Genomic DNA, 21,015 nt, shown 5'->3' with positions numbered 1-21,015 from the left:
TCGATATAAACCCTGACGTCAGGGTGAATCAGTAAAGAAGGACACCCACAGGGGGTGCCCTTTCAGGTTCAGGACACGCTTTTTTTATGTCTGCGCAGCCAGATTAATTTGTAGGCGGCAGGAATAATGAACAGGGACAGCAGCGGAGCCGTGATCATCCCACCAATCATGGGTGCCGCGATACGGCTCATGACTTCTGAACCTGCACCGGTTCCCCAGAGTATTGGCAGCAGACCCGCAATGATCACCGCCACGGTCATGGCTTTCGGCCGGACACGCAGTACGGCACCATGATAGAGGGCTTCATCAAGGCCTTCCGGTGTGAACGTCTCTTTACGGGACAATTCCGGGTGCGCGTCAATGGCATGACGCAGATACATCAGCATGACCACGCCAAACTCTGCTGCCACCCCGGCCAGAGCGATAAACCCCGTTCCGGTTGCGACAGACATATGGAAGCCCTGCCAGTACAGGAACCATATCCCGCCAACCAGGGCGAACGGCAGGCTCATCAGGATCAGCAGGGCTTCATCAACCCGGCGGAATGCCAGATACAACAGGATGAAGATGATCATCACCGTCATCGGCACCATCAGCTTCAGTTTCTTGTTGGCATGCTCAAGCAGTTCAAACTGTCCGGAGAATGACACGCTGGTACCCGGTCTCAGTTTCACTTTCTGACTGATCGCCGTTTTAATGTCATTAACCACCGACACCATATCCCTGCCGCGCGCGTCAATGTAAATCCAGCTGGCTGGACGGGCATTTTCCGTTTTCAGCATAGTCGGCCCGGAAACGACCTTAATATCCGCAACATCGCCCAGCGTGATCTGCTGCTTCATCGGGGTCAGGATCGGCATCTGTTTCAGGGCCTGCGGGCTGTTCCGGTAATCCTGCGGATAGCGGATATTAATCGGGTACCGGGCCACGCCTTCAACCGTTTCCCCTACCGTCGCGCCGCCGATGGCTGATGAGATGAACAGCTGCACATCGCCCACCGTCATTCCGTAGCGGGAGGCTTTTTCCCGGTTGATATCCACATCAATGTAGCGCCCGCCTTCCAGTCGCTCTGCGAGAGCAGACACTACGCCGGGTACGGTTTTGGCGACCGCTTCGATACTCTGCGCCGTTGCATCGATATCGGACAGAACCGTTCCGGACACCTTGATACCTATCGGGCTTTTGATCCCGGTTGAGAGCATATCAATACGGTTACGGATTGGCGGCACCCAGAGGTTTGCCAGCCCCGGTAAACGGACGGTCCTGTCGAGTTCTTCAATAATCTTGTCAATCGTCATGCCTGGACGCCACTGATCCTCAGGTTTGAGCTGGATCGTGGTTTCAACCATTTCGAGCGGTGCGGAATCCGTGGCGGTCTCTGCTTTACCGGTCTTGCCAAATACAGAGGCCACTTCAGGAACGCTTTTGATTAACTTGTCCGTCGTCTGCAGGAGCGCTGCAGCTTCAGCCGGAGAGACACCCGGCAGGGTCGACGGCATATACAACAGGTCGCCCTCGTTAATCTTCGGCAGAAACTCACCGCCCACCTGGCTCAGCGGCCAGATAACGGTGAAAATGGACAAGGCCGCAACCAGCAGGGTTGTTTTTGGCCAGTGGAGAACCCACAACAGCAATGGATGATACGCTTTGATCAGTACCCGGTTCAGGGGGTTACTGGTCTCTGCAGGAATTTTCCCCCGGATCCAGAATCCCATCAGAATCGGAATGACGATGATGGCCAGCGCGGCCGCGCCCGCCATGGAGTACGTTTTCGTGAATGCCAGCGGGCCAAACAGACGTCCTTCCTGACCTTCCAGGGTAAAGATAGGAATAAAGGACAGGGTGATGATCAGCAGGCTGATAAACAGTGCGGGTCCCACTTCAACGGAGGCATCGGTAATCACCTTCCAGCGGGTGGCGTTGTCAATCTGCTCACCCGGATGCTGATGATCCCACTCCTCAAGCCGCTTATGCGCATTCTCAATCATCACAATGGCGGCATCCACCATCGCACCGACGGCAATCGCTATCCCTCCCAGCGACATGATATTGGCGTTCAGTCCCTGGAAGTGCATGACGATAAAGGCGATACACAGACCAAGCGGCAGAGAGATAATCGCCACCAGGGCAGAACGTACGTGCCACAGGAACAGGGCACAGACGATGGCCACCACGATAAACTCTTCCAGAAGTTTGGAACTGAGGTTATCAATCGCCCGGTCGATGAGCTGGCTGCGATCGTAGGTGGTCACGATTTCAACGCCTTCCGGCAGGCTGGCCTTCAGCGTCTCAAGTTTATCCCTCACTGCCGTGATAACGTCGCGTGCATTTTTACCCGACCGCAGGATCACCACGCCGCCAGCGACTTCGCCCTGGCCGTTCAGCTCGGCAATACCACGCCGCATTTCAGGCCCGGTCTGCACGCGGGCAACATCCCGCAGATAAACCGGCACGCCGTTCTCGCCTGTTTTCAGGACGATGTTATTAAAATCATCAATGCTCTGAAGATAACCGCTGGCACGGACCATATACTCAGCTTCGGCCATTTCAACGGATGAGCCACCGGCCTCCTGGTTAGACGATTCAAGGGCCTGTTTCACTTCGGGCAGGCTGATACCATACTGAGACAATTTTACCGGATTGACCTGAATCTGGTACTGTTTCACCACGCCGCCAACCGAAGCGACCTCAGCCACGTTCGGGATGGTTTTCAGCTCAAATTTCAGGAACCAGTCCTGCAGAGAACGCAGTTCTGAAAGGTCGTGTTTTCCGCTGCGATCGACAAGGGCATATTCAAATATCCAGCCCACCCCCGTGGCGTCCGGACCGATTTCAGAACTCACACCGGCGGGCAGTTTTCCCTGTACCTGGTTCAGGTACTCCAGCACGCGGGAACGGGCCCAGTACAGATCGGTGCCGTCTTCAAAAATGACATACACATACGAATCACCGAACTGTGAAAAACCACGCACGGTTTTTGCGCCAGGCACGGACAGCATGGTGGTGGTAAGTGGATAGGTGACCTGGTTTTCTACAATCTGCGGGGCCTGGCCGGGATAGCTGGTTTTGATAATGACCTGCACATCTGACAGGTCAGGCAAGGCATCGACAGGCGTGTTAATAATCGTCCATGTGCCCCAGATGCTGAGAAACAGGGCCCCCATCATGACCAGGAAACGGTTGGCGACAGAGCGCCGGATAATCCATTCAATCATCGTCGTCTCCTCAGTGCCCTGAATGCATATTTACAGGCTGGTCAGACATTGCTGGCATACTGCTTTCTGTTTTTTCAGGGTGGCGCATACGTTCCAGTGCGCCCGTAATATTGGCTTCAGAGTCAATGAGGAACAGGCCACTGACCACCACGGTATCGCCTTCATTCAGGCCGGAGCCGATGCCGGACTGTTGCTGTGACTCATGCAGAACGTGGATCTGTTTCGGCACAAACTTGCCTTCATCATCAACAGTAATCACGCGCTGTTCTTTGCCGGTATCGATAACGGCCTGGCTTGGTATCAGCAGCATCTCCTGGCTTCTGGTATTCAGTTTCAGATAGGCATTCATGCCCGGCTTGAGAAACTCATCCTTATTAGAAACCTGGAGACGGACCTGAAGCGTACGGGTTGTCTGATCCACGCTGGGAAGAATATTCCATTTTTCGACATGGAATGTTTTATCCGGATAAGCCGGTACCGAAATTTCAAACTGCGACGTATCTTTCAGCAGATAGGCGATAGATTCTGGCACTGCAGCGCTGATCCAGACCGGGTCCATTCCCTGAATCTGAGCCACCACCTTATCTTTCGAAATATTCATGCCGGTGCGCAGGTCAAATGCAGTAATGACACCATCAATAGGTGCTTTAATGGTAAAACGGGTCTGAATGCTCCGGGTAGAACGCAGTCTCTGAATATCCTCTTCCGGCATACCTGCCAGGCGAAGCCGTTCCAGAACGCCTTTAATTTGCGTGGAAGTACCACCGGTGCTGGATAACAGAAGGAATTCACTCTGTGCTTCCACCCAGTCCGGAATGGTAATATCGATAAGTGGCGTCCCCTTCTTCACATGATCGCCAATCGTCATGGGGTAGACTTTTTCGACAAACCCGTCAGAACGCGCCTGCACAATAACAAACTGATACTCGTTATAGCTGACATTAGCCGGGATTGTCTGAGAATAATTCAGCATTCCTCGCGTGACTTTTTGCGTTTTTAATCCCAGATTCTGAACCTGGGTTGGGTCGATACGGATCCCGCCACTGCTTTTATCGCCACTGTCATCAGCATATTTTGGCACCAGGTCCATATCCATAAAGGGCGATTTTCCGGGTTTATCAAATTTGGTATCCGGTTTCATCGGGTCATACCAGAAAAGTACCTTTCGCTCCGGTGCCTTTTGTTCGGTTTGTACTGTTTTTTGTGATGAGTTTACATACTGCCAGGCAGTAACCGATATCAGCCCCCCTGCTATGAGGCTGCTGATAATTATTGCAGCATATTTTATCTTTAAAGAAGCCATACAATTTTCCGCTAAAAAATCAAAACACCTGGCATATGCGCCTGACGGTTAACTCACACATATACCTATGTGAATGTACAGGCGCACAGGATGTAATCGCTCCGGACAGCCAATCAGGACTGCGTCACGTTAATGCTTTTGAGTAAGGAGATATTGCCCTGCTGAATAAACGAGAAATCGACATGGTTGCCTGTTTTCAGGGCATTAATAGCATCGTCTGCATTAACAAAAGTAAAGCGCATGGTCATTGCAGGCCAGCCCACCGCTGGAATTGCTTCATGCGAAATGGTGATTTTCTTAGTATTCATATCAATGTCTTTAACGACACCGGTGCCCTTGATAACTTGCTGTACCGAAGCATCACTGGCAGTATTCATATCGCCATGCTGATGTGTTTCAGCATGAAGACCGGCAGAAAACATGACAGAGAAGGCACCAAATAAAACGGCTTTAAGTGAATTACGCATTTTAATTTCCTGATTAATTAAATAAATTTACTCTACCCAACCGCCACCCAGCGCGGTAAACAGATTAATTTCGTTAACCTGCCGGGAATAGGTAAGATCGAGAATGGTTTGCTGGGTAGCGAAGAGGGAACGTTCTGCATCCAGCACTTCGATGTAACTGACAGCACCACTTGCATACAATCCTCTGGCACGCTGGAGAGTTATCTGAAGTGAATCAAGATAACGCTGCTGTGACTCAAGTTGCTGGCTAAGGCTGTCGCGCAGCGCAAGCGTGTCGGAAACATCCTTAAAGGCTGACTGAATTTTTTGTTCGTAATTAACCACCGACTGTTGCTGGCGAATTTCAGCCAGCTTCAGATTGGCTTTATTCCTGCCAGCATTAAATATAGGAATTTCAATTTTAGGGATAAAATTCCACATTCCACTTCCTGACGTAAACAGGCTGGACAGCTCCGTACTGCTTGTGGAAAGACCACTGGTCAGGGTAATTGAGGGGAAAAAGGCCGCTCGCGCTGCGCCAATATTGGCATCAGCCGCTTTCAGCTGATATTCCGCTTCCATAATATCCGGTCGCTGCAGCAAAATTTGTGAAGACAGATTTGGTGGCAATTTTACTGGGGCTATCTCCCCGCCTTTCATCCCTTTTTCTGACGGAAGTGCGCGGTACGTTCCCAGCACCAGTTGCAGGGCATTGTTTGCCTGAGCCAGATCGCCTTCTCGTTTGGCTATTTCGGCGCGGGTACTTTCGATTTGTCCTCGCGCCTGTTCAAGTGCCAGAACGTTCGTACTCCCGGTCACGAGCTGCTGCTCAACGAAAGCATAGGACTGTTGATAATTTTTCAGCGTTTCCCGCGCAATACGAAGTTGTTCGTACGCCAGTTGCTGGCTGAAATAGCTTTGTGAAACGTTGGATACCAGCAGGATGTGTACGGCCCGACGGGCTTCTTCGCTGGCAAAGTAGTTCTGGCGATCAGCATCACTCATGTTCTTAAGTTTGCCGAAAAAATCGAGCTCATAGCTGAGCTCCAGTCTCGCGTCGTACTCCTGTGTGGTCGGCTTGTCACCTTTCAGACCACCGCTGTATGTTATCCCGGATGAGGCATTCAGCTGGGGATAACGATCTGCATCCGTGACGTTGAACTGGGCTCGGGCCTCTTCAACCTTCAGGGCAGCCATTCTCAAATCACGGTTATTAGTCAGAGCTTCACCGATCAACCGGGTAACCTGGGGATCGACAAAAAAGTTACGCCAGCCCGTATCCTGATAGCCATTTACCGCTGGCGTCAGGCTGTTATGGGACAGTGAAAACTGCTGGGGTACCGGTGCTGCGGGCCGCTGATATTCAGGCGCAAGCGACACGCAGCCTGCCAGGATGAATATCGTGCTAATGCTGAGTAATTTTAATTTGAACATAACGCTTCTCGTCCAGGCAGACCTGGTAAATGGTTCAAATGAAGTCCAGAGTATTGATAGGGGTACTTTACCTAACGCTCTCTGTTTGCCGGGTGACAGGATAATGACAATGTTGTCATTTTTGCTGTAATCCGTTGATAACGATCGTGGGCGCAATAGAATGACATTAGCAGCCAGCCGGGGAGCAAGATGAAAATATTGATCGTCGAAGACGAAATTAAAACAGGTGAATATCTCAGCAAAGGGCTTACAGAGGCAGGGTTCGTAGTGGATCACGCTGATAATGGTCTTACCGGATATCATCTCGCCATGACAGCCGAGTATGATTTAGTCATTCTGGATATCATGCTACCTGATGTGAACGGCTGGGATATCATCCGCATGCTGCGCACTGCCGGAAAGGGTATGCCGGTCTTACTGCTGACAGCCCTCGGCACGATCGAACATAGGGTCAAAGGACTGGAACTGGGTGCGGACGATTATCTGGTTAAACCCTTTGCGTTTGCCGAACTGCTCGCCCGGGTGAGAACCCTTCTGAGGCGGGGAAACACGATGATCACGGAAAGCCAGTTTAAGGTGGCTGACCTCTCGATTGATCTCGTATCCAGAAAAGTCAGTCGCGCCGGAAACCGCATTGTGCTCACCAGTAAAGAGTTCAGCCTGCTGGAATTCTTCATTCGCCATCAGGGAGAGGTTCTTCCCCGCTCCCTGATTGCCTCTCAGGTCTGGGACATGAATTTTGACAGCGACACTAATGCGATCGATGTCGCAGTAAAGCGACTCCGCGCTAAAATAGACAACGATTACGAGACAAAGCTGATCCAGACAGTCCGGGGCGTGGGCTACATGCTGGAGGTCCCGGATGCATAGCAAACCTTCCAGACGCCCTTTCTCACTCGCTCTGCGGCTGACCTTTTTTATCAGCCTGTCCACGATACTGGCTTTTATCGCATTCACCTGGTTTATGCTGCATTCTGTTGAAAATCATTTTGCCGAGCAGGATGTCAGCGATCTTCAACAAATCAGCACCACACTGAACCGTATACTGCAGTCCCCGGTGGATCCGGATGATAAAAAAATAAGCAAAATAAAGGAATCAATTGCCAGCTACCGCAACGTTGCCCTTTTGCTCCTCAATCCCAGGGGGGAAGTGCTCTTTAGCTCAGCTCAGGGGGCGGCACTACGCCCGGCAGTGAATTCAGCAGATTTTAGCGAGCACAGCCGCGCACGGGATGTCTTTCTCTGGACGGTGGAGGATCCTGCGGGACCGATGGATACCGGGTCCGAAATGAAGATGGAAACATACAGGATTATCGCCTCCTCTGGTCAGGCGATATTTCAGGGCAAACAGCAGAACTATGTCATGCTGACTGGCCTATCCATTAATTTCCATCTCCATTACCTCGATGCGCTGAAAAAGAACCTGATTGCGATTGCCGTCGTGATAAGCCTGTTGATTGTTCTGATCATTCGAATCGCTGTCCGTCAGGGGCACCTGCCCCTTCGTAATGTCAGCAATGCCATTAAAAACATCACCTCCGAGAATCTTGATGCGCGACTGGAACCGACACGCGTTCCCATTGAGCTGGAGCAACTGGTTATCTCGTTCAATCATATGATTGGAAAGATTGAGGATGTCTTTACCCGCCAGGCCAATTTCTCTGCCGATATCGCGCATGAGATCAGAACGCCCATCACCAATCTGGTGACGCAGACTGAAATCGCACTGAGTCAGGATCGAACACAGAGGGAACTTGAGGATGTCCTCTATTCCAGTCTTGAAGAGTATAACCGGATGACCAAAATGGTCAGCGATATGCTGTTCCTGGCACAGGCAGATAATAATCAGCTGATACCTGACAGGGTCATGTTTGACCTCAGAGCGGAAGTCATGAAAGTCTTCGAGTTTTTCGAAGCCTGGGCCGAAGAACGCAATATCACGCTCAAATTTAACGGGATGCCCTGCCTGGTTGAGGGAGATCCACAAATGTTCAGAAGGGCGATCAATAATCTGTTATCCAATGCCCTGCGTTATACCCCGGAGGGACAGGCAATCACCGTCTCAATAAGAGAGCAGGAGAGCTTTTTTGACCTTGTGATTGAAAATCCGGGGAAACCAATCCCTGAAGAGCATTTATCAAGGTTGTTTGACCGTTTTTATCGGGTGGATCCGTCCAGACAACGAAAAGGAGAAGGCAGCGGCATCGGCCTTGCGATTGTGAAGTCAATCGTGGAAGCACATCACGGAAGAGTGCAGGTGGAATCGGACGTACACTCAACGCGTTTTATCTTATCCGTGCCCAGACTGGAGAAAATGATTCCGGACACCCAGTGCTGGGAATAAAGATTTAAATGACAAAGATGTCATTAGCCTGTCATGCAGCAAACAGAAGCCATTCGATATAATTAGTGCAACTTATCAGGAAGGCTGGATTGCTTTATCAATATCCGGCGTCAGTGGACGCCAGGAAATGAATATCCAGTCCCCTCCCGGAGAAATAAACACTTCCGAACCTGTTTCAGTTATGGAACTGAAAACACCGGTTGTACTCCCCCGGACATCACTAATTAAGAAATGGAGAGTTATCATGAAAAATATCGTATTAGCATCCTTGCTGGGCTTTGGCTTAATTTCTTCGGCCTGGGCCACTGAAACCGTGAATATCCATGAGCGGGTCAACAATGCACAGGCACCTGCTCACCAGATGCAGTCTGCTGCGGCTCCTGTCGGGATCCAGGGGACTGCACCTCGTATGGCCGGTATGGACCAGCATGAACAGGCCATTATTGCTCATGAAACCATGACGAACGGGTCGGCGGATGCGCACCAGAAAATGGTGGAAAGTCATCAGAGGATGATGGGAAGTCAGACCGTTTCCCCTACCGGGCCGTCGAAGTCATTAGCGGCAATGAATGAGCATGAAAGAGCTGCAGTTGCCCATGAATTTATGAATAACGGTCAGTCTGGCCCACATCAGGCCATGGCCGAAGCGCATCGTCGCATGCTCAGTGCAGGCTGACGGCGAGGGAAGTATCTGTGCTGTCCTTATTTCCTTGATAGATTTTTCCGTAACCGGATATATGGCAACATCTTTGCCCCCTACAGGGGGCATTTTTATCAGATTCTGCTACAGTTAACGGGCATCAACGCTAAAAGGATATTTTTTATGAAAGCCAGAAACACTTTATTTGCAGTATTAATGTTATCCCTGCCAGCGATTTCAGCAGAACATTCAGAAATGAAAATGACTGATATGTCTACCTCGGCTTCGTCACAGGAATATATGGCTGGCATGAAAGACATGCATGACAAAATGATGGCTGCCGTAAATGAGTCCGATCCCGACAAGGCTTTTGCGAAAGGCATGGTAGCGCACCATGAAGGGGCAATAGCAATGGCTGAGACCGAGCTCAAATACGGAAAAGATCCGAAAATGAGAAAGCTCGCGCAGGACATCATTAAAGCTCAAAAAGGTGAAATTGAGCAGATGAATAAATGGCTTGATAGTCAAAAGTAAACATTGTAGAAATGTCACGACAAGCGTGATTTTACATCGTTCCTGGGCGCGGGAGTCGGTTAATCTTTATATAATTCAAACCCGATTAATTTCGGGTTTTTACTACTCTGTACTCCGGTCCTTTGTTGAGGACCGGAATATATGCACCTGAGATGCTTATTTAATACATTATCTCGTCATGGATACAATGTCGCTCAGGATCTCAACCAGCTCGCTTCTCTCCTGCGTTCCGTCATGATAGGTTGATCTTGAGATGATTCTTTCTGATGTCATCTGAGGCCAGAATTTATCTAGTACATTATCGGGTTTCATTCCCACAGCCCGGCCGATTATTTTTTTAGCGTCACAGGTGTCCGTAAACGTGACGGCTACACCAGTAATTTCCTCGATAAGATCCGGGCACAGATAGTTTTCTATCTCACGTTTGCGCGTAGCGAAAAATACCTTACCGGCCTCCTCTACTTCTTTTTTACGCTTCTGGATGGACAGAACCTGTGCAGGGTCTCCCCCAATATCGGAGTCCAGAAATACGCACCAGGGAAGCCCCAGATCTTTGGCCAGATTCAATGTAACCCAGTGTTTGACGCTACCACACCCTCCTATGAGGACTGGCACTATTTTCACGTCCTCCAGAGAGGCTGGCAGCGCACCTGACTGTTTTAATGAACTGGCCGCATGCCTCAGGAAAGTAACATCCGACTTTCCCTCTACCAGAACAATCCCCTGCGCCCTTTCCATACCGGTCTCTGGCAGCACCCCCAGGCTTTCAGTGGCTTCCTTCAGCACTGCGTCATCCGGCATTTTTACTACGGGTTCACCCGCCTCATTTCGGGTAACATAACGTACGCCTTCGACAGGGATTAATCCGGCCAGCGCCGGGACATGGGTGGTGACGATAATCTGACGGTGCGGCTGGCCTGCCAGTGCCAGTAACGCTTTCATCAGCATCATCTGATAGTTCGGATGCTGTGACGTTTCAGGCTCCTCTATGGCATAAATCACATTTCTGGGCGTCCCCGCGACATTCTTTTCAGCCTCAGCCCGAAAAAAATTCAACAGGATAAGCCTCCTTATCCCGCTGCCGCGCTTATTGATGGGGATGCCATTTTCCCCGTCCAGGGTGAAATTGAAGGTCCACTTGGGTTTCTCCTTAAATCGTGGAGTCAGTTCACTGGCGAGTTCGGGGGCCATTTCACGTAATTTATCCAGCGTTCTCTGTGCGACATCCAGGACGCTGTCCTGAATCTCATTTTCCAGCGCTGTAATTTTGTCCTGCAGCGCAGCCTGAGCGTCTTTTACGGCCTGCTGTAAGGGGTTTTTAGCTTCGGAATCCCCGTCGCTGCTTTCCCTGTCGGCTTTGAAAATCGCATACGTGGGCAGCAAATCGAGGATCTTACCCCATAATGATTTTGTGTCGGTTCCGAACTCTTTATCGACATCCAGCATAATTTCCGAACAGGTATAGGGGGCTGCGGCTTCCCTGATGGCCTGACGCCATAACGATGCAGTGCGTTTATCCGCCACATTTTTTTCAACTTCTTTTCCCACCGCCTTGAGCTCAGAAATTTTCATGCCCAGTAAATTTCTCAGGGGCTCCTCATCCGGGTGGATGCAGCGGATGCAGGTCTGCTCCGGTTTTCCTGAGGTCGTTGCTTTAAACGTTTTGACGATTTCAAAATTGCCGTCCTCATTCAGCAGATGTTCTGAGGCGAGCGTGGTCTGCACCCTGTCGTCGATCATGATAAAATCGGGCAGGTCATCAAATTCACAGGCTATTTCAAAACGGCCGTCCCCTTCTCTTAGGCTGAAACAGTTCATGTCATTCTTGTCAGCCTTCATTCCTTCTGTTTCAAAAAAAATAGCCAGCGCTTCCAGAAGCGTTGATTTCCCAAAGTCATTACGACCGACAATACCCGTCATGCTTTCATCAATAATGATTTCAGTAGAGTTTCTGTAGCCTCTGAAGTTTTTCAGTTTTAATTTTCTGAGCCGCATATGAAGTCCTGTGTGTAAGAAAGCGTTTTGCTGCAACCTGAATACAAAATATATTTTCAAATGCCTGCCAACAAGCAGGGATAACCGTTATTCAGAATATCTTAACGACATTTCGGGATTATGATCTGGTCGCGCTTTCAGAACTTTACTGCCCCTCAAAACACCGGAAACTAACTTGTGGTTGGTTACATGGCAAAGTTAAAACTCCAGAATCACGGGTAATGATTTCAATGCTTATTATATTTTTTGGAATTGACTCATGAGCTTTATAATTTAAATGATAATAATAACCATTCTTTTATGCGTAATATTTGCTACTGACACTGATGAATTTAAAAGAAGATAGATTTTCATTTACGGATTATTTCCTAAATTCATCGATAATGTGATCGACATAAAATTTTCACTGAAGAATGAAGAGATAATTTAAGGCCGAGCGAAATAGCTCAAAATGGTGTATTTAACATAACAGAAGAAATGAAAGGCTCTATCGCAACCTGATACTTCAGGCCGCTAAGGGGTTAATCTTGTTGAAGAAAAATTAGACCGGGAAGCGCCAGGCGTCACCATTTCTCCCGCCTGGCTGGAAGTGAAGAATAATTGTGCATAGCTCCGTATTCGGGCTTTGCATCTGACAATGGTTCCCTGGATGAAAGTACGATCTCCACTCCAAGGACGCTGAACACCCTAAACAAACGCTCAAAACCCGCACTTGCAGGGTTGGCCTCTAGTCGGGCATAAGTTTGCTGTGTTATACCCAAACGTTCAGAAACATCTTTTTGCGTCAGTCCATTGGCTTTGCGAAAGCCGATTAAAACAGGACGTAACTGATTCAAAGTCTTCAAAGCGTATTGAGTGTTCATAAGTGACCTTCCGTATCGACGAGTTAACAAGCATAACGCAGGGATTTACAGCATATAGGCTGTAATGCTCATTAACAGACTATAGGCTGTAATACGAATCCTGCCAAGATGCGGCATCTTTCAAATACAAGGCCGTATTGGGTAAGCAGTACACCGTTATATAGCACCCCTTGCCCCTTTGCTGGAGAGGGACCCACGTGATCGCAGGTCTTTTAGACGTTGTTGCTAACCGGCATCATACACAGGTGGTAACCCCCAGGGAAACTCTATGAGTGATAATTTATTCCTGCCCCAGTCAAAATATAAAACCTTATCTAACTAGCTTTCTTAGTATTTTATAAATGAAGTGAAATTAGCGAAGAAGTTTTACATTGTAAAGTGAGCAAAAATATTTACCATTCAACTGGCAAAATTTACAATCTGCAGCCCTTAGCCTGAGAAAATGCACATTAACAGAATAATCATCAAGTCCGATAGAGGCATAACTTACGTCCTCAAAAATATCAGAAATAAATGAGTTGAAATTACAAAAATTAACTTCACTTAACATCTTGAACACCGCAGAAATATATCTATCATGCATTATCTTGACTTCGATAACCTTAGATAAACTTGAATGCGACTTACATTTGAAGAGATCAAAGAGAAAGTAAATCAGCATATTTTTATTGTCCGAAATCCATTTTAAAATTTTATTACGTGCACATGGTAATATATACACTGGATTTTTGAAAGGGTTTGAAACGTCAACCACAAGGGAACAATAACCATGAGGATTTATTCCACTTATAATTAAGTCACTAAGTCCTTTCACTGCATTCAAATAGTTATCAAAACAAACCTCATATAAACTGGTACTATGAACTGCACATTTAGATTCAAACAACCATCTATGACGCAGATAACCAATGCCTTTAGAGTGTATATCTTCAACAATACATTTGTGACAGTAACGAATGTTTGAGATGTTTACCAATGGATATGAATTAGTTATGTGAAAATTTTTCCGACAGGCATCTTCAACAGCGTTAAAATACCCGTAAACACCAGAAGATAACGACACTATATTGGAAGTTAGTATATAACCATTTCTAGTGGCAAGAATGTCATATATATCCTGCAAGCTATGCAATTTGTACATATCAATCAGTTCGAAACGAGGAAAGGCATCGTACCTTAGTGCGCCATGCTTTGATATTATGTTCCTGCAATTGGATAAGTTATACATTATCTGTGAACGCAGAAGAAAACTGTGCCACAATTCATTTTCGTAAACCATATAACTCCCTCTTATTTAATTAGTTCCATTTTTCTGAGAAGTATCATTGTCATTGGTAGTTTATCTCTGTATTTCAAAAGCCAGCCATGCCCTCCCAGTAAAGCATCTAGACTTGTAAGTGACATCGAGTACTGCCCCTGAGATAAAACATCATTTATTAATGATGATGAGATAATATCTCTCTCGCTCCAGTCTACTCTTTTATTTTTATAGCATCGTATTGTTTTAGGAAGACAGGAATTAAGCCAGTCACATTCATGTTTATTTAGCCAATAGAAACTTGCATAACAACTTTCTTTGACTAACTTTCGTGTTATAGAAACGGATTGATTATGTATAAATCTTAATATTTTCTGCTTATGACGCCGTCTTAAAGAATCTTTTTTACATTTTTTACGCCATGAGCATAAACCGTAACAAGATGAAATTACAGAGGATACAGCTCCTTCCGATAATGAGTTTTTCTCAGCTATGGATGCCAGACTAAACCCCCTTACAGTCATAGACTTGATAAGCAATTCAGTGAATATATTAATTTTTGTGTTTCGCTTAAACGCCCTCAGGTATTTTTTATAAATAAGTGTTTTAATGTAACATCTGCTGCGACTAAATTCCTTCCCAAGGTTGCTAACACTAGTATTATTTTCAACTATATGAAAACTGTATTTCTTATGACTTTTAAAGATTTCTTTCTTTTTATTAGTACGACTTCCTGCATACGTTGGCCAGCAAGTATTTAACAAACAATAACAAAGCAAAAGATGCTTTGTGGGATGCTGACAACATTTGTCTTTGAGTATAGGCTCCCAGTAATGATAATCAGTTAGGGATGTTGGTATAAGTCCCGATGAACCCTCCCCAAATAACTGGCACTTAGCATAAACATGTGCGTAGAATACATTTTTCTTTAAATTTCCATCCAATGATAATAAATTCAACTTTTTAAGTACATCCATGTAATTGGGGTGTGTAATATCTTTTCTTCTGATTATATTTAGGGACTCATAACAAAACTTAGCAAAATCGAAGTCTATCTCATTGCTAAGTTGTTCTGTATACGAAACAGGAGGCATCAGTCCAATACGTATGTGCGGTGAAGAAGGGACATGGATGCTTTCAAGCGCTACCGGATGCCGATGGCAGGTTGTAACCCCATGAAGCTGATGCGCCAGATGCCAATAAGTAACACCATAATGAAAAGTATCTTCACGAGCGCAAACCGGGCAAAACTTCAATAGTGTGCGCTGCCCTAGTGAAAAATTACTAAGGCGGCACAATCGATTAAGCCTGGCAGGGGTCGTGTTGAAATCCATAATTTCATTACGACTGATTGGTAGTGCCCAGGCAAAAAGAGGGAGTAAAGTCTGTTCATGCCAGAGCTGATCTGCACTTTCGGATGTATGAAGAGAAATAGCCTTTAATCCTGAATTGAGAATTGGATGGACGTTCATATCAGGTTTGTTGAAAATGATCGTTAACAGAGAAGATGGGGACATACCGTACACGGTAGTTGTCCGACAAAACCGGCTGAACAAGGATTCATCAGGCAAAACAGGCAACATTCTCATTTCCCACACCTCTCTTTGACCGTTACGAACTGTTACCTCATTACAATTTATTAAGTGGATCTATATTTATAAGCCCGCAACGCTGAAGAGCATCGTAGGTATTTTTCTTTTCAGCTGTTCTGTTGATAACAAGATCGTGGTCAAGAGACAGTATTTTCTCGTCGAAATTGCGCAAAACCTCGTCTATTTTTCCTACGAATTCCTTGTGCTGTGGCCTGTCTATATCCCCAGGGATCAAAGACTTTAGGGACTTCTCTGCCATGATTTTAGCCGAAGCATCACCCTCATTAGATGCAGAGAGCCATTTAGCTTCCTCATCTTCAGTCGCGGCCCCCGGGAGTGGAGTATCCTTATATTCCTCCGTATGACTCACGAGTACCGGTACAGAGGCCGACAAGACTGCGCCAGTGATGATTTCATTGCCGCTACCGATAACCTTTAATTGTGCCCCCCGATAAATCATCTGAGCCAATCCAATATTGCCTTTAGATAAAATGAATAATTTTTCGTTTAACTCATCATTTAATGGAGTTTCAACATTTGTCCATTGTAATGGCCATAAATAATGAATAAACGATTGCCAGTCTTGTGAATCGTATCTAACATTCTTAATTTTCATGTAACCACCAGACTCTGCCCGCCTGGCAATTCTCATTTTCTTTGTCAGCGTCTCGTCAAAAGGATGATTTCCACAAAAAACCATAGATACCCCCATGGAATCTACAATTTCATGTAAAAAATCAATCAACTTACTCTCACCCCCGGTTCTTGAAAATTTAAGCCTCTGCATTTCATCAATAACAAGGATACCCAAAAATGATGATTTAATTCTTTGTGCAATCTGGCGAGCCAGAGCACCATTTCTAATCTCAGGTGTAGTTCGTTCAATACCAATTGCATCATCTAATTTTTGTAAAATCTCTTCACAAAGGTCTCTCACACTTGAATTGTATGGACAATTAATCTTTACCCATACAATTTGCTTACTGAAGCCGGGAAAAACTCCTTTATAGCTGCTGTGTTCTATAATCTGAGGGAAATGATCCATGACTTGCTCAATCATGGTAGTTTTTCCAGAACCACTCATTCCAACTATCGTAATAGTTTCAGCCTGGGATTTAAAATATCCACTTTCTGGCTCAATATCAGGACGCTCATTTCCATAGTAATGAAGATATTGAATTGTTCCGCTTTTTAAAGGATTACGAGCTGCATAGCTTTCCCTAAGTGCCCGTAAGATCATCTTATAAGCCTGGATAAGATTGGTTTGAGGGCAACGGAATTTCTTTATACGTTCGACATACTGCTCTCTAACATTCGCCGGGGCAGTCCAGCGGATTTTTTCGTCAATTTCGGGGAAATAACTCATTTCCAGAAGTACTTCATCTTCCGTAAGCGCTTCAGGAAGTGCTTCAATTAAGGGATTGCCACGATACTCAGGTAACTCCTGTTCTTTATATATCGCTGAAACGCGCCGTATAAGATTCATTATTCTGCGTCCTCAGTCTTCTTCTTACCTTTTAACCATCTTTGTTTCTCCTCCCGGCCAGGCAAAAGCAGAACATTACTGGATGAAGGAAGTAGGGGTTCAGATCTTCCATTAGCAACATGAGTTCGCCCTAATGAATCAAGTTCATTTTTCCTGTTCTTTTTAATATCTTTACCATGTACCCGGCGAGATTCGTATATTTCATTTAATCTTTCGTTACCTTTCCTGTTAAATTCATCTTTATTATTGATATTGCTGAGCGAATCCAGAGTAAATAAATTAATTTCTTTTTGAGTATCTACCCAATCAGCCATTACATCTGTATCAAGATGAGCTTTCCCTTTAAATACATCTCTTTTCTTAAGTAGGTAATGTTTTTTGAAAATGCTATTTTTGTCAAATCTTACATATATATAATCTACGCAATTGTCATCTATTCTTGCTTCACAAGTGGTTCTTCCAAATACTCTGACACCTGATGCAATTTCAGGATCACATTCATAAAAAAGATTATTGTACTGAATCCCACCGGCGGTAATGTTAGCGTTCACAGGGATTAACAATCGTGCGATCACTTCGTCGGCCCCAACGGCTCTTGCGCTGAATCTCCCGTGCTTTAAGCTTATCATCCAACTATTTTTTGGTGATATTACGAGATCATTTTCAATCAGTAAGGGATTGATATAAGCCAGTTCCTCATACGTTCTCTGATTATGTGCAAGTATCTCCCGAATCAGTAAAGACGTGACCTCCTGAATCGTTAAACAAGCCCTGGATTGCGGTGTTGGCTCTCCTTTAACAATCTTTCCCCTTCGTGTTGTTCCAATAAGCCTATGAATAACCTCATCATTCAGAATGCCGAAACAGCGTTCAACAATGCTTTTTCTGTCGCCTCTACCGACTGGCGCAAACTCAAGTTTTGTCAGGGGGGTCATCTCTTCCTGAGGTTTAAGACCAATCATCTCCCCGTTGTCACACATCAATGTTAATGGAATGTGAGAACAAGGCCAATCATCATCAGTAATAGAGATTCCAAATAATCTACAATATTCTTTTTTTGGCATAAAGCAATTTGCTAACGCTTGTCGGGCGGCTCGCCATGAAGCATGGTATAAAGAAACATGAAGGCCAACAATCATTCTTGTTGCACGATCCACCACTGTATAAATAGTAGGACGCCCAATGACTTTTCGTCTGTTTAAACTCGAAATAAGATGTACATCAGCGACAGTTGAGTCTATTTCGAAAACATCACCCGGCAAAACAGTTGTATTAGCCACACTACCTAAAAGCGCCCGCATTTTGAGGTCTATTTCTTTTTTCGTGTTCTTCTTATTTATCGAGAAATCTTTAGTGAAGAGTTTTTTATTCCAGTATGAAAATTGTTTTAAAGAAGGAACATATGGAGCTCTATTTTCTAGGTTTGCTGTTTTAATTTCATCCCTAAAATACAAATCAATATGTCTCTCTAATGTTTTCTTTATCGTATCTCCGTTAACTTTATAATGATACGTAATGAGAGATTTTCTAATATTATTTATATCTCTTTCATTAAGAATGAAAACACGTGATCGTTCATTAGGTAATGCTCTGTTTTTTTTGGAATTCCCAAGTTTAATTTCATGTTTGATTCTACTTTTCCCAGCGGCGCCACAGTTCGAGAATGCGGGTAGCAATGCATAAATATCCTGCCCATGTCGCCAATACAACGCCAGAAGCGTTCTGATAGTATATTGTGATATTTTTTTATTTCTTGAGTAATCCATTAAAAGGTGCGACTTTTTATGTAATGCATAGTCGAACAGAAACATTCTGTCATCTACAAGATCTTTAATGATATTGTAATTTTCATCTCGCCTTCCTCTGTCTTTATCTGTTAATTCTTTCTCATCTACTAACATATATGAAGGATATATATAATCTTTACAAGTTATGCTATTTGATTCAATATAATATTTAAACATTGAAAATGAGAAAGGGATTGGCTTACCCGTTCTTTCTGATTTTATTTTAAACAAAATTAACAAATCGACCTTTCTGTCAAAATCCAAAACACGGTAAAGTCCCTCTGCAAGCAAATCAGTGCCTTGAGAGAGCCAGACTGAATTCCTAATAATATCCATTTGCGTTCAGTCCTATATAGTGGTCATTGGAAATTATCTTTATCAGACCGGTTTCGAGTATTGGATATGATAAATCCAACATTTATCATTTTTAATCCAATCATTGCCTGCAATAACATCATCGCTTCTTGTGCATCTACCCCAAAGATTGATGAAATCATTGCACGTAGTCCTACTATGGGATAAACATCTGGTTTAAGCTTCCATAGGATTTTATCAAGAGGATATTTATCATAAAATTCAGAACCATCTCTTAATACAGAAGTAGCCCAGCAAATGTTTTTACCGACGACGTTATTGAGTTCCGAGCCAACATAAATTTGAAACTCAACATCAATCAACTGCCAAAACATCCTCTCTATTTCAAGTTTTTGGGCTTCGCGTTCAGGTATGCTCTCGTTATGTTTTACTGCTATAGCTTTGTATCGAAGTCCGCCTTCAGGAGTTCTCAAGGTCAGTAAAAAATCGGTTGTCATAACATTCAGAACTTCGACAGGTACTCCTCTTACTCCCCTCACCATAGGATGTTGAAAATGTAGATGATTTGCTATTTGTTGGGTAAGCCGGAGAGGAAAGAGTGGGAATTGTTCCCGGATATCAATCACCGAGTCATTAAACTCAGCCAGATAGAAAAAGTTACTTTCGACAGAAGAAAGGAGATGATGGTTTCGAAACGTCTTAAGGCCAAAGACTATCGAACGGTTTCCACGGGATTTAACGTCCTGAGCTCTAAGCCAGGGCTGATAACTTTGGCCATAGCCCACTCCTATGCCGTCACCTAGCGCATTTTCATAATCCAAATAGGATTTGAGACGCCTACCCCTAGCCATGATCGTACCCTAAAAACGACATTGATACGTACCTATATGTGCATTTTATAGTCTCCAACCCTATAACCACACATTCAGTAAGTATACAACATTAGCGTCGTTTTTTGAGAATGGTTACAACTTTAGTGCTTTGTGTACAACTTTATTGTCCTCGGACAGGACACTATAAAACCTATAGAATTTACGTAGAAACGCGTTTAGTAAAGGCTTTACTAATTACTAATGACTAACATATTAGCACTTTCAGATATGCCAGCAATAACCCCAGCCAGTGAAATAATGTGATGAGCCCATTAATTGGGGGTAATCATTCTATCTGGTTGATATTTAACGCTTTTAATTGTCATCCTTATGTAAGCCTATGGGATTTACTCCTAATTAAATCCCATTGTATGAAAAATAGGCATTTATAAGCTTTCATGACGTGACGTTGTCACGTATATCAATGGAATTTAGTCACTAGTAAAGAGTTAACTAGTGACTATCTGCCTAATCGGTGTGCTTGAACGGTGCACTCCAGGGCGGATATAAAAATTGATGAGAGATATACAGAAAATGATGGACCGGCTTAATAAGCCAGCCTTTCTTGGGAGGATTGATGCTGCTGAACACGCTATAAAGCGAAAATGCCCCTTTTTAACCTATAGGTAGGGCACTATGAGTAAGATACAATCAAATCGCCAGTCAGATGGCTAATTTCATGATGACCAAAGCGGGCTATTTCAAGCGTTATCGCTGAGACGAGGCTTCAATGACAAGTACACTTGACCCATCACACAAGCAAATTGAAATGTGGCGCAGAGCTACCGGTTCCGAAGGTGGACTCGACGAATACCGCAACTGGGTTCTGGAAAATAGTATGAGATTTACAGCATACGGTATCCATACCGTTATCGTCGAAGGTGAGGCGAAGCATATAACAGCGCTTGATGATGTTACCCTCTGTAACGAG

14 protein-coding genes and 1 pseudogene are annotated in these 21,015 nt (G+C 45.1%); 4 read left to right on the top strand and 11 right to left on the bottom strand.

Annotated elements, in window-relative coordinates; all coding sequences use genetic code 11:
- Positions 1 to 68: 68 nt before the first annotated feature.
- From silA to silC, 4 genes are all read right to left on the bottom strand, one after another.
- Positions 69 to 3,215, bottom strand: coding sequence for a Cu(+)/Ag(+) efflux RND transporter permease subunit SilA (gene silA / locus ACSIPU_RS28905; RefSeq protein ID WP_020219104.1), 3,147 nt, complete (start codon positions 3,213 to 3,215; stop codon positions 69 to 71).
- 10 nt (positions 3,216 to 3,225) lie between these two features.
- Positions 3,226 to 4,518, bottom strand: coding sequence for a Cu(+)/Ag(+) efflux RND transporter periplasmic adaptor subunit SilB (gene silB / locus ACSIPU_RS28900; RefSeq protein ID WP_001381488.1), 1,293 nt, complete (start codon positions 4,516 to 4,518; stop codon positions 3,226 to 3,228).
- Positions 4,519 to 4,631: 113 nt separating this feature from the next.
- The gene (cusF, locus tag ACSIPU_RS28895) at positions 4,632 to 4,985 is read right to left on the bottom strand and encodes a cation efflux system protein CusF (RefSeq protein WP_001246155.1); all 354 of its coding nucleotides are present in this window, start codon (positions 4,983 to 4,985) and stop codon (positions 4,632 to 4,634) included.
- A 27-nt stretch (positions 4,986 to 5,012) separates the two neighbouring features.
- The gene (gene silC, locus ACSIPU_RS28890; RefSeq protein WP_000475507.1) at positions 5,013 to 6,398 is read right to left on the bottom strand and encodes a Cu(+)/Ag(+) efflux RND transporter outer membrane channel SilC; all 1,386 of its coding nucleotides are present in this window, start codon (positions 6,396 to 6,398) and stop codon (positions 5,013 to 5,015) included.
- 189 nt (positions 6,399 to 6,587) lie between these two features.
- Between silC and silR the strand changes: the two genes are divergently transcribed.
- From silR to copM, 4 genes are all read left to right on the top strand, one after another.
- Positions 6,588 to 7,268 carry a copper/silver response regulator transcription factor SilR gene (gene silR, locus ACSIPU_RS28885; RefSeq protein WP_000697968.1) on the top strand — a complete coding sequence of 227 codons (681 nt, stop codon included), beginning with the start codon at positions 6,588 to 6,590 and terminating at the stop codon, positions 7,266 to 7,268.
- Positions 7,261 to 8,742 (top strand): copper/silver sensor histidine kinase SilS, encoded by a 1,482-nt coding sequence (silS, locus tag ACSIPU_RS28880; protein ID WP_000555736.1) that lies wholly within the window; start codon positions 7,261 to 7,263, stop codon positions 8,740 to 8,742. The genes silR and silS overlap by 8 nt, the downstream gene beginning before the upstream one ends.
- A gap of 244 nt (positions 8,743 to 8,986) precedes the next feature.
- On the top strand, positions 8,987 to 9,418 hold the full coding sequence (gene silE, locus ACSIPU_RS28875) for a silver-binding protein SilE (protein ID WP_000790485.1): 432 nt from the start codon (positions 8,987 to 8,989) through the stop codon (positions 9,416 to 9,418).
- A 147-nt stretch (positions 9,419 to 9,565) separates the two neighbouring features.
- Positions 9,566 to 9,916, top strand: a complete 351-nt coding sequence (gene copM / locus ACSIPU_RS28870; RefSeq protein ID WP_000647571.1) for a CopM family metallochaperone — start codon at positions 9,566 to 9,568, stop codon at positions 9,914 to 9,916.
- A gap of 168 nt (positions 9,917 to 10,084) precedes the next feature.
- Here the strand turns inward: copM and ACSIPU_RS28865 are convergent, their stop codons facing one another.
- The 7 genes and pseudogenes from ACSIPU_RS28865 to ACSIPU_RS28835 form a co-directional block, all read right to left on the bottom strand.
- Positions 10,085 to 11,911: an AAA family ATPase gene (locus tag ACSIPU_RS28865; protein ID WP_001239419.1), complete on the bottom strand. Its 1,827-nt coding sequence runs from the start codon at positions 11,909 to 11,911 to the stop codon at positions 10,085 to 10,087.
- A 563-nt stretch (positions 11,912 to 12,474) separates the two neighbouring features.
- Positions 12,475 to 12,774 (bottom strand): helix-turn-helix domain-containing protein, encoded by a 300-nt coding sequence (locus tag ACSIPU_RS28860; protein ID WP_001097216.1) that lies wholly within the window; start codon positions 12,772 to 12,774, stop codon positions 12,475 to 12,477.
- Positions 12,775 to 13,126: 352 nt separating this feature from the next.
- Positions 13,127 to 14,053, bottom strand: a complete 927-nt coding sequence (locus ACSIPU_RS28855; RefSeq protein ID WP_000262423.1) for a hypothetical protein — start codon at positions 14,051 to 14,053, stop codon at positions 13,127 to 13,129.
- A gap of 11 nt (positions 14,054 to 14,064) precedes the next feature.
- Positions 14,065 to 15,621 carry a TnsD family Tn7-like transposition protein gene (locus ACSIPU_RS28850; protein ID WP_198463055.1) on the bottom strand — a complete coding sequence of 519 codons (1,557 nt, stop codon included), beginning with the start codon at positions 15,619 to 15,621 and terminating at the stop codon, positions 14,065 to 14,067.
- Between the two features lie 40 nt (positions 15,622 to 15,661).
- Positions 15,662 to 17,110, bottom strand: coding sequence for an ATP-binding protein (locus ACSIPU_RS28845; protein ID WP_001049180.1), 1,449 nt, complete (start codon positions 17,108 to 17,110; stop codon positions 15,662 to 15,664).
- Positions 17,110 to 19,233, bottom strand: a complete 2,124-nt coding sequence (locus ACSIPU_RS28840; RefSeq protein WP_000351437.1) for a transposase — start codon at positions 19,231 to 19,233, stop codon at positions 17,110 to 17,112. The genes ACSIPU_RS28845 and ACSIPU_RS28840 overlap by 1 nt, the downstream gene beginning before the upstream one ends.
- Positions 19,220 to 20,063, bottom strand: a pseudogene (locus ACSIPU_RS28835) (TnsA endonuclease N-terminal domain-containing protein). The gene ACSIPU_RS28840 and the pseudogene ACSIPU_RS28835 overlap by 14 nt, the downstream one beginning before the upstream one ends.
- Positions 20,064 to 21,015: the final 952 nt, after the last annotated feature.

The organism is Klebsiella sp. HN106, assembly GCF_051209435.1.
GTDB classification, from domain to species: Bacteria; Pseudomonadota; Gammaproteobacteria; order Enterobacterales; family Enterobacteriaceae; genus Klebsiella; species Klebsiella oxytoca.
Note: the sequence above shows the minus strand (reverse complement) of the source record. Positions and strands in the feature narration are given on the sequence as shown.

Excerpts from the sequence above, each read along its gene's own strand:
- silA (WP_020219104.1), bottom strand. The coding sequence starts at position 3,215 with ATGATTGAATGGATTATCCGGCGCTCTGTCGCCAACCGTTTCCTGGTC.
- silB (WP_001381488.1), bottom strand. The coding sequence starts at position 4,518 with ATGGCTTCTTTAAAGATAAAATATGCTGCAATAATTATCAGCAGCCTC.
- cusF (WP_001246155.1), bottom strand. The coding sequence starts at position 4,985 with ATGCGTAATTCACTTAAAGCCGTTTTATTTGGTGCCTTCTCTGTCATG.
- silC (WP_000475507.1), bottom strand. The coding sequence starts at position 6,398 with ATGTTCAAATTAAAATTACTCAGCATTAGCACGATATTCATCCTGGCA.
- silR (WP_000697968.1), top strand. The coding sequence starts at position 6,588 with ATGAAAATATTGATCGTCGAAGACGAAATTAAAACAGGTGAATATCTC.
- silS (WP_000555736.1), top strand. The coding sequence starts at position 7,261 with ATGCATAGCAAACCTTCCAGACGCCCTTTCTCACTCGCTCTGCGGCTG.
- silE (WP_000790485.1), top strand. The coding sequence starts at position 8,987 with ATGAAAAATATCGTATTAGCATCCTTGCTGGGCTTTGGCTTAATTTCT.
- copM (WP_000647571.1), top strand. The coding sequence starts at position 9,566 with ATGAAAGCCAGAAACACTTTATTTGCAGTATTAATGTTATCCCTGCCA.
- ACSIPU_RS28865 (WP_001239419.1), bottom strand. The coding sequence starts at position 11,911 with ATGCGGCTCAGAAAATTAAAACTGAAAAACTTCAGAGGCTACAGAAAC.
- ACSIPU_RS28860 (WP_001097216.1), bottom strand. The coding sequence starts at position 12,774 with ATGAACACTCAATACGCTTTGAAGACTTTGAATCAGTTACGTCCTGTT.
- ACSIPU_RS28855 (WP_000262423.1), bottom strand. The coding sequence starts at position 14,053 with ATGGTTTACGAAAATGAATTGTGGCACAGTTTTCTTCTGCGTTCACAG.
- ACSIPU_RS28850 (WP_198463055.1), bottom strand. The coding sequence starts at position 15,621 with ATGAGAATGTTGCCTGTTTTGCCTGATGAATCCTTGTTCAGCCGGTTT.
- ACSIPU_RS28845 (WP_001049180.1), bottom strand. The coding sequence starts at position 17,110 with ATGAATCTTATACGGCGCGTTTCAGCGATATATAAAGAACAGGAGTTA.
- ACSIPU_RS28840 (WP_000351437.1), bottom strand. The coding sequence starts at position 19,233 with ATGGATATTATTAGGAATTCAGTCTGGCTCTCTCAAGGCACTGATTTG.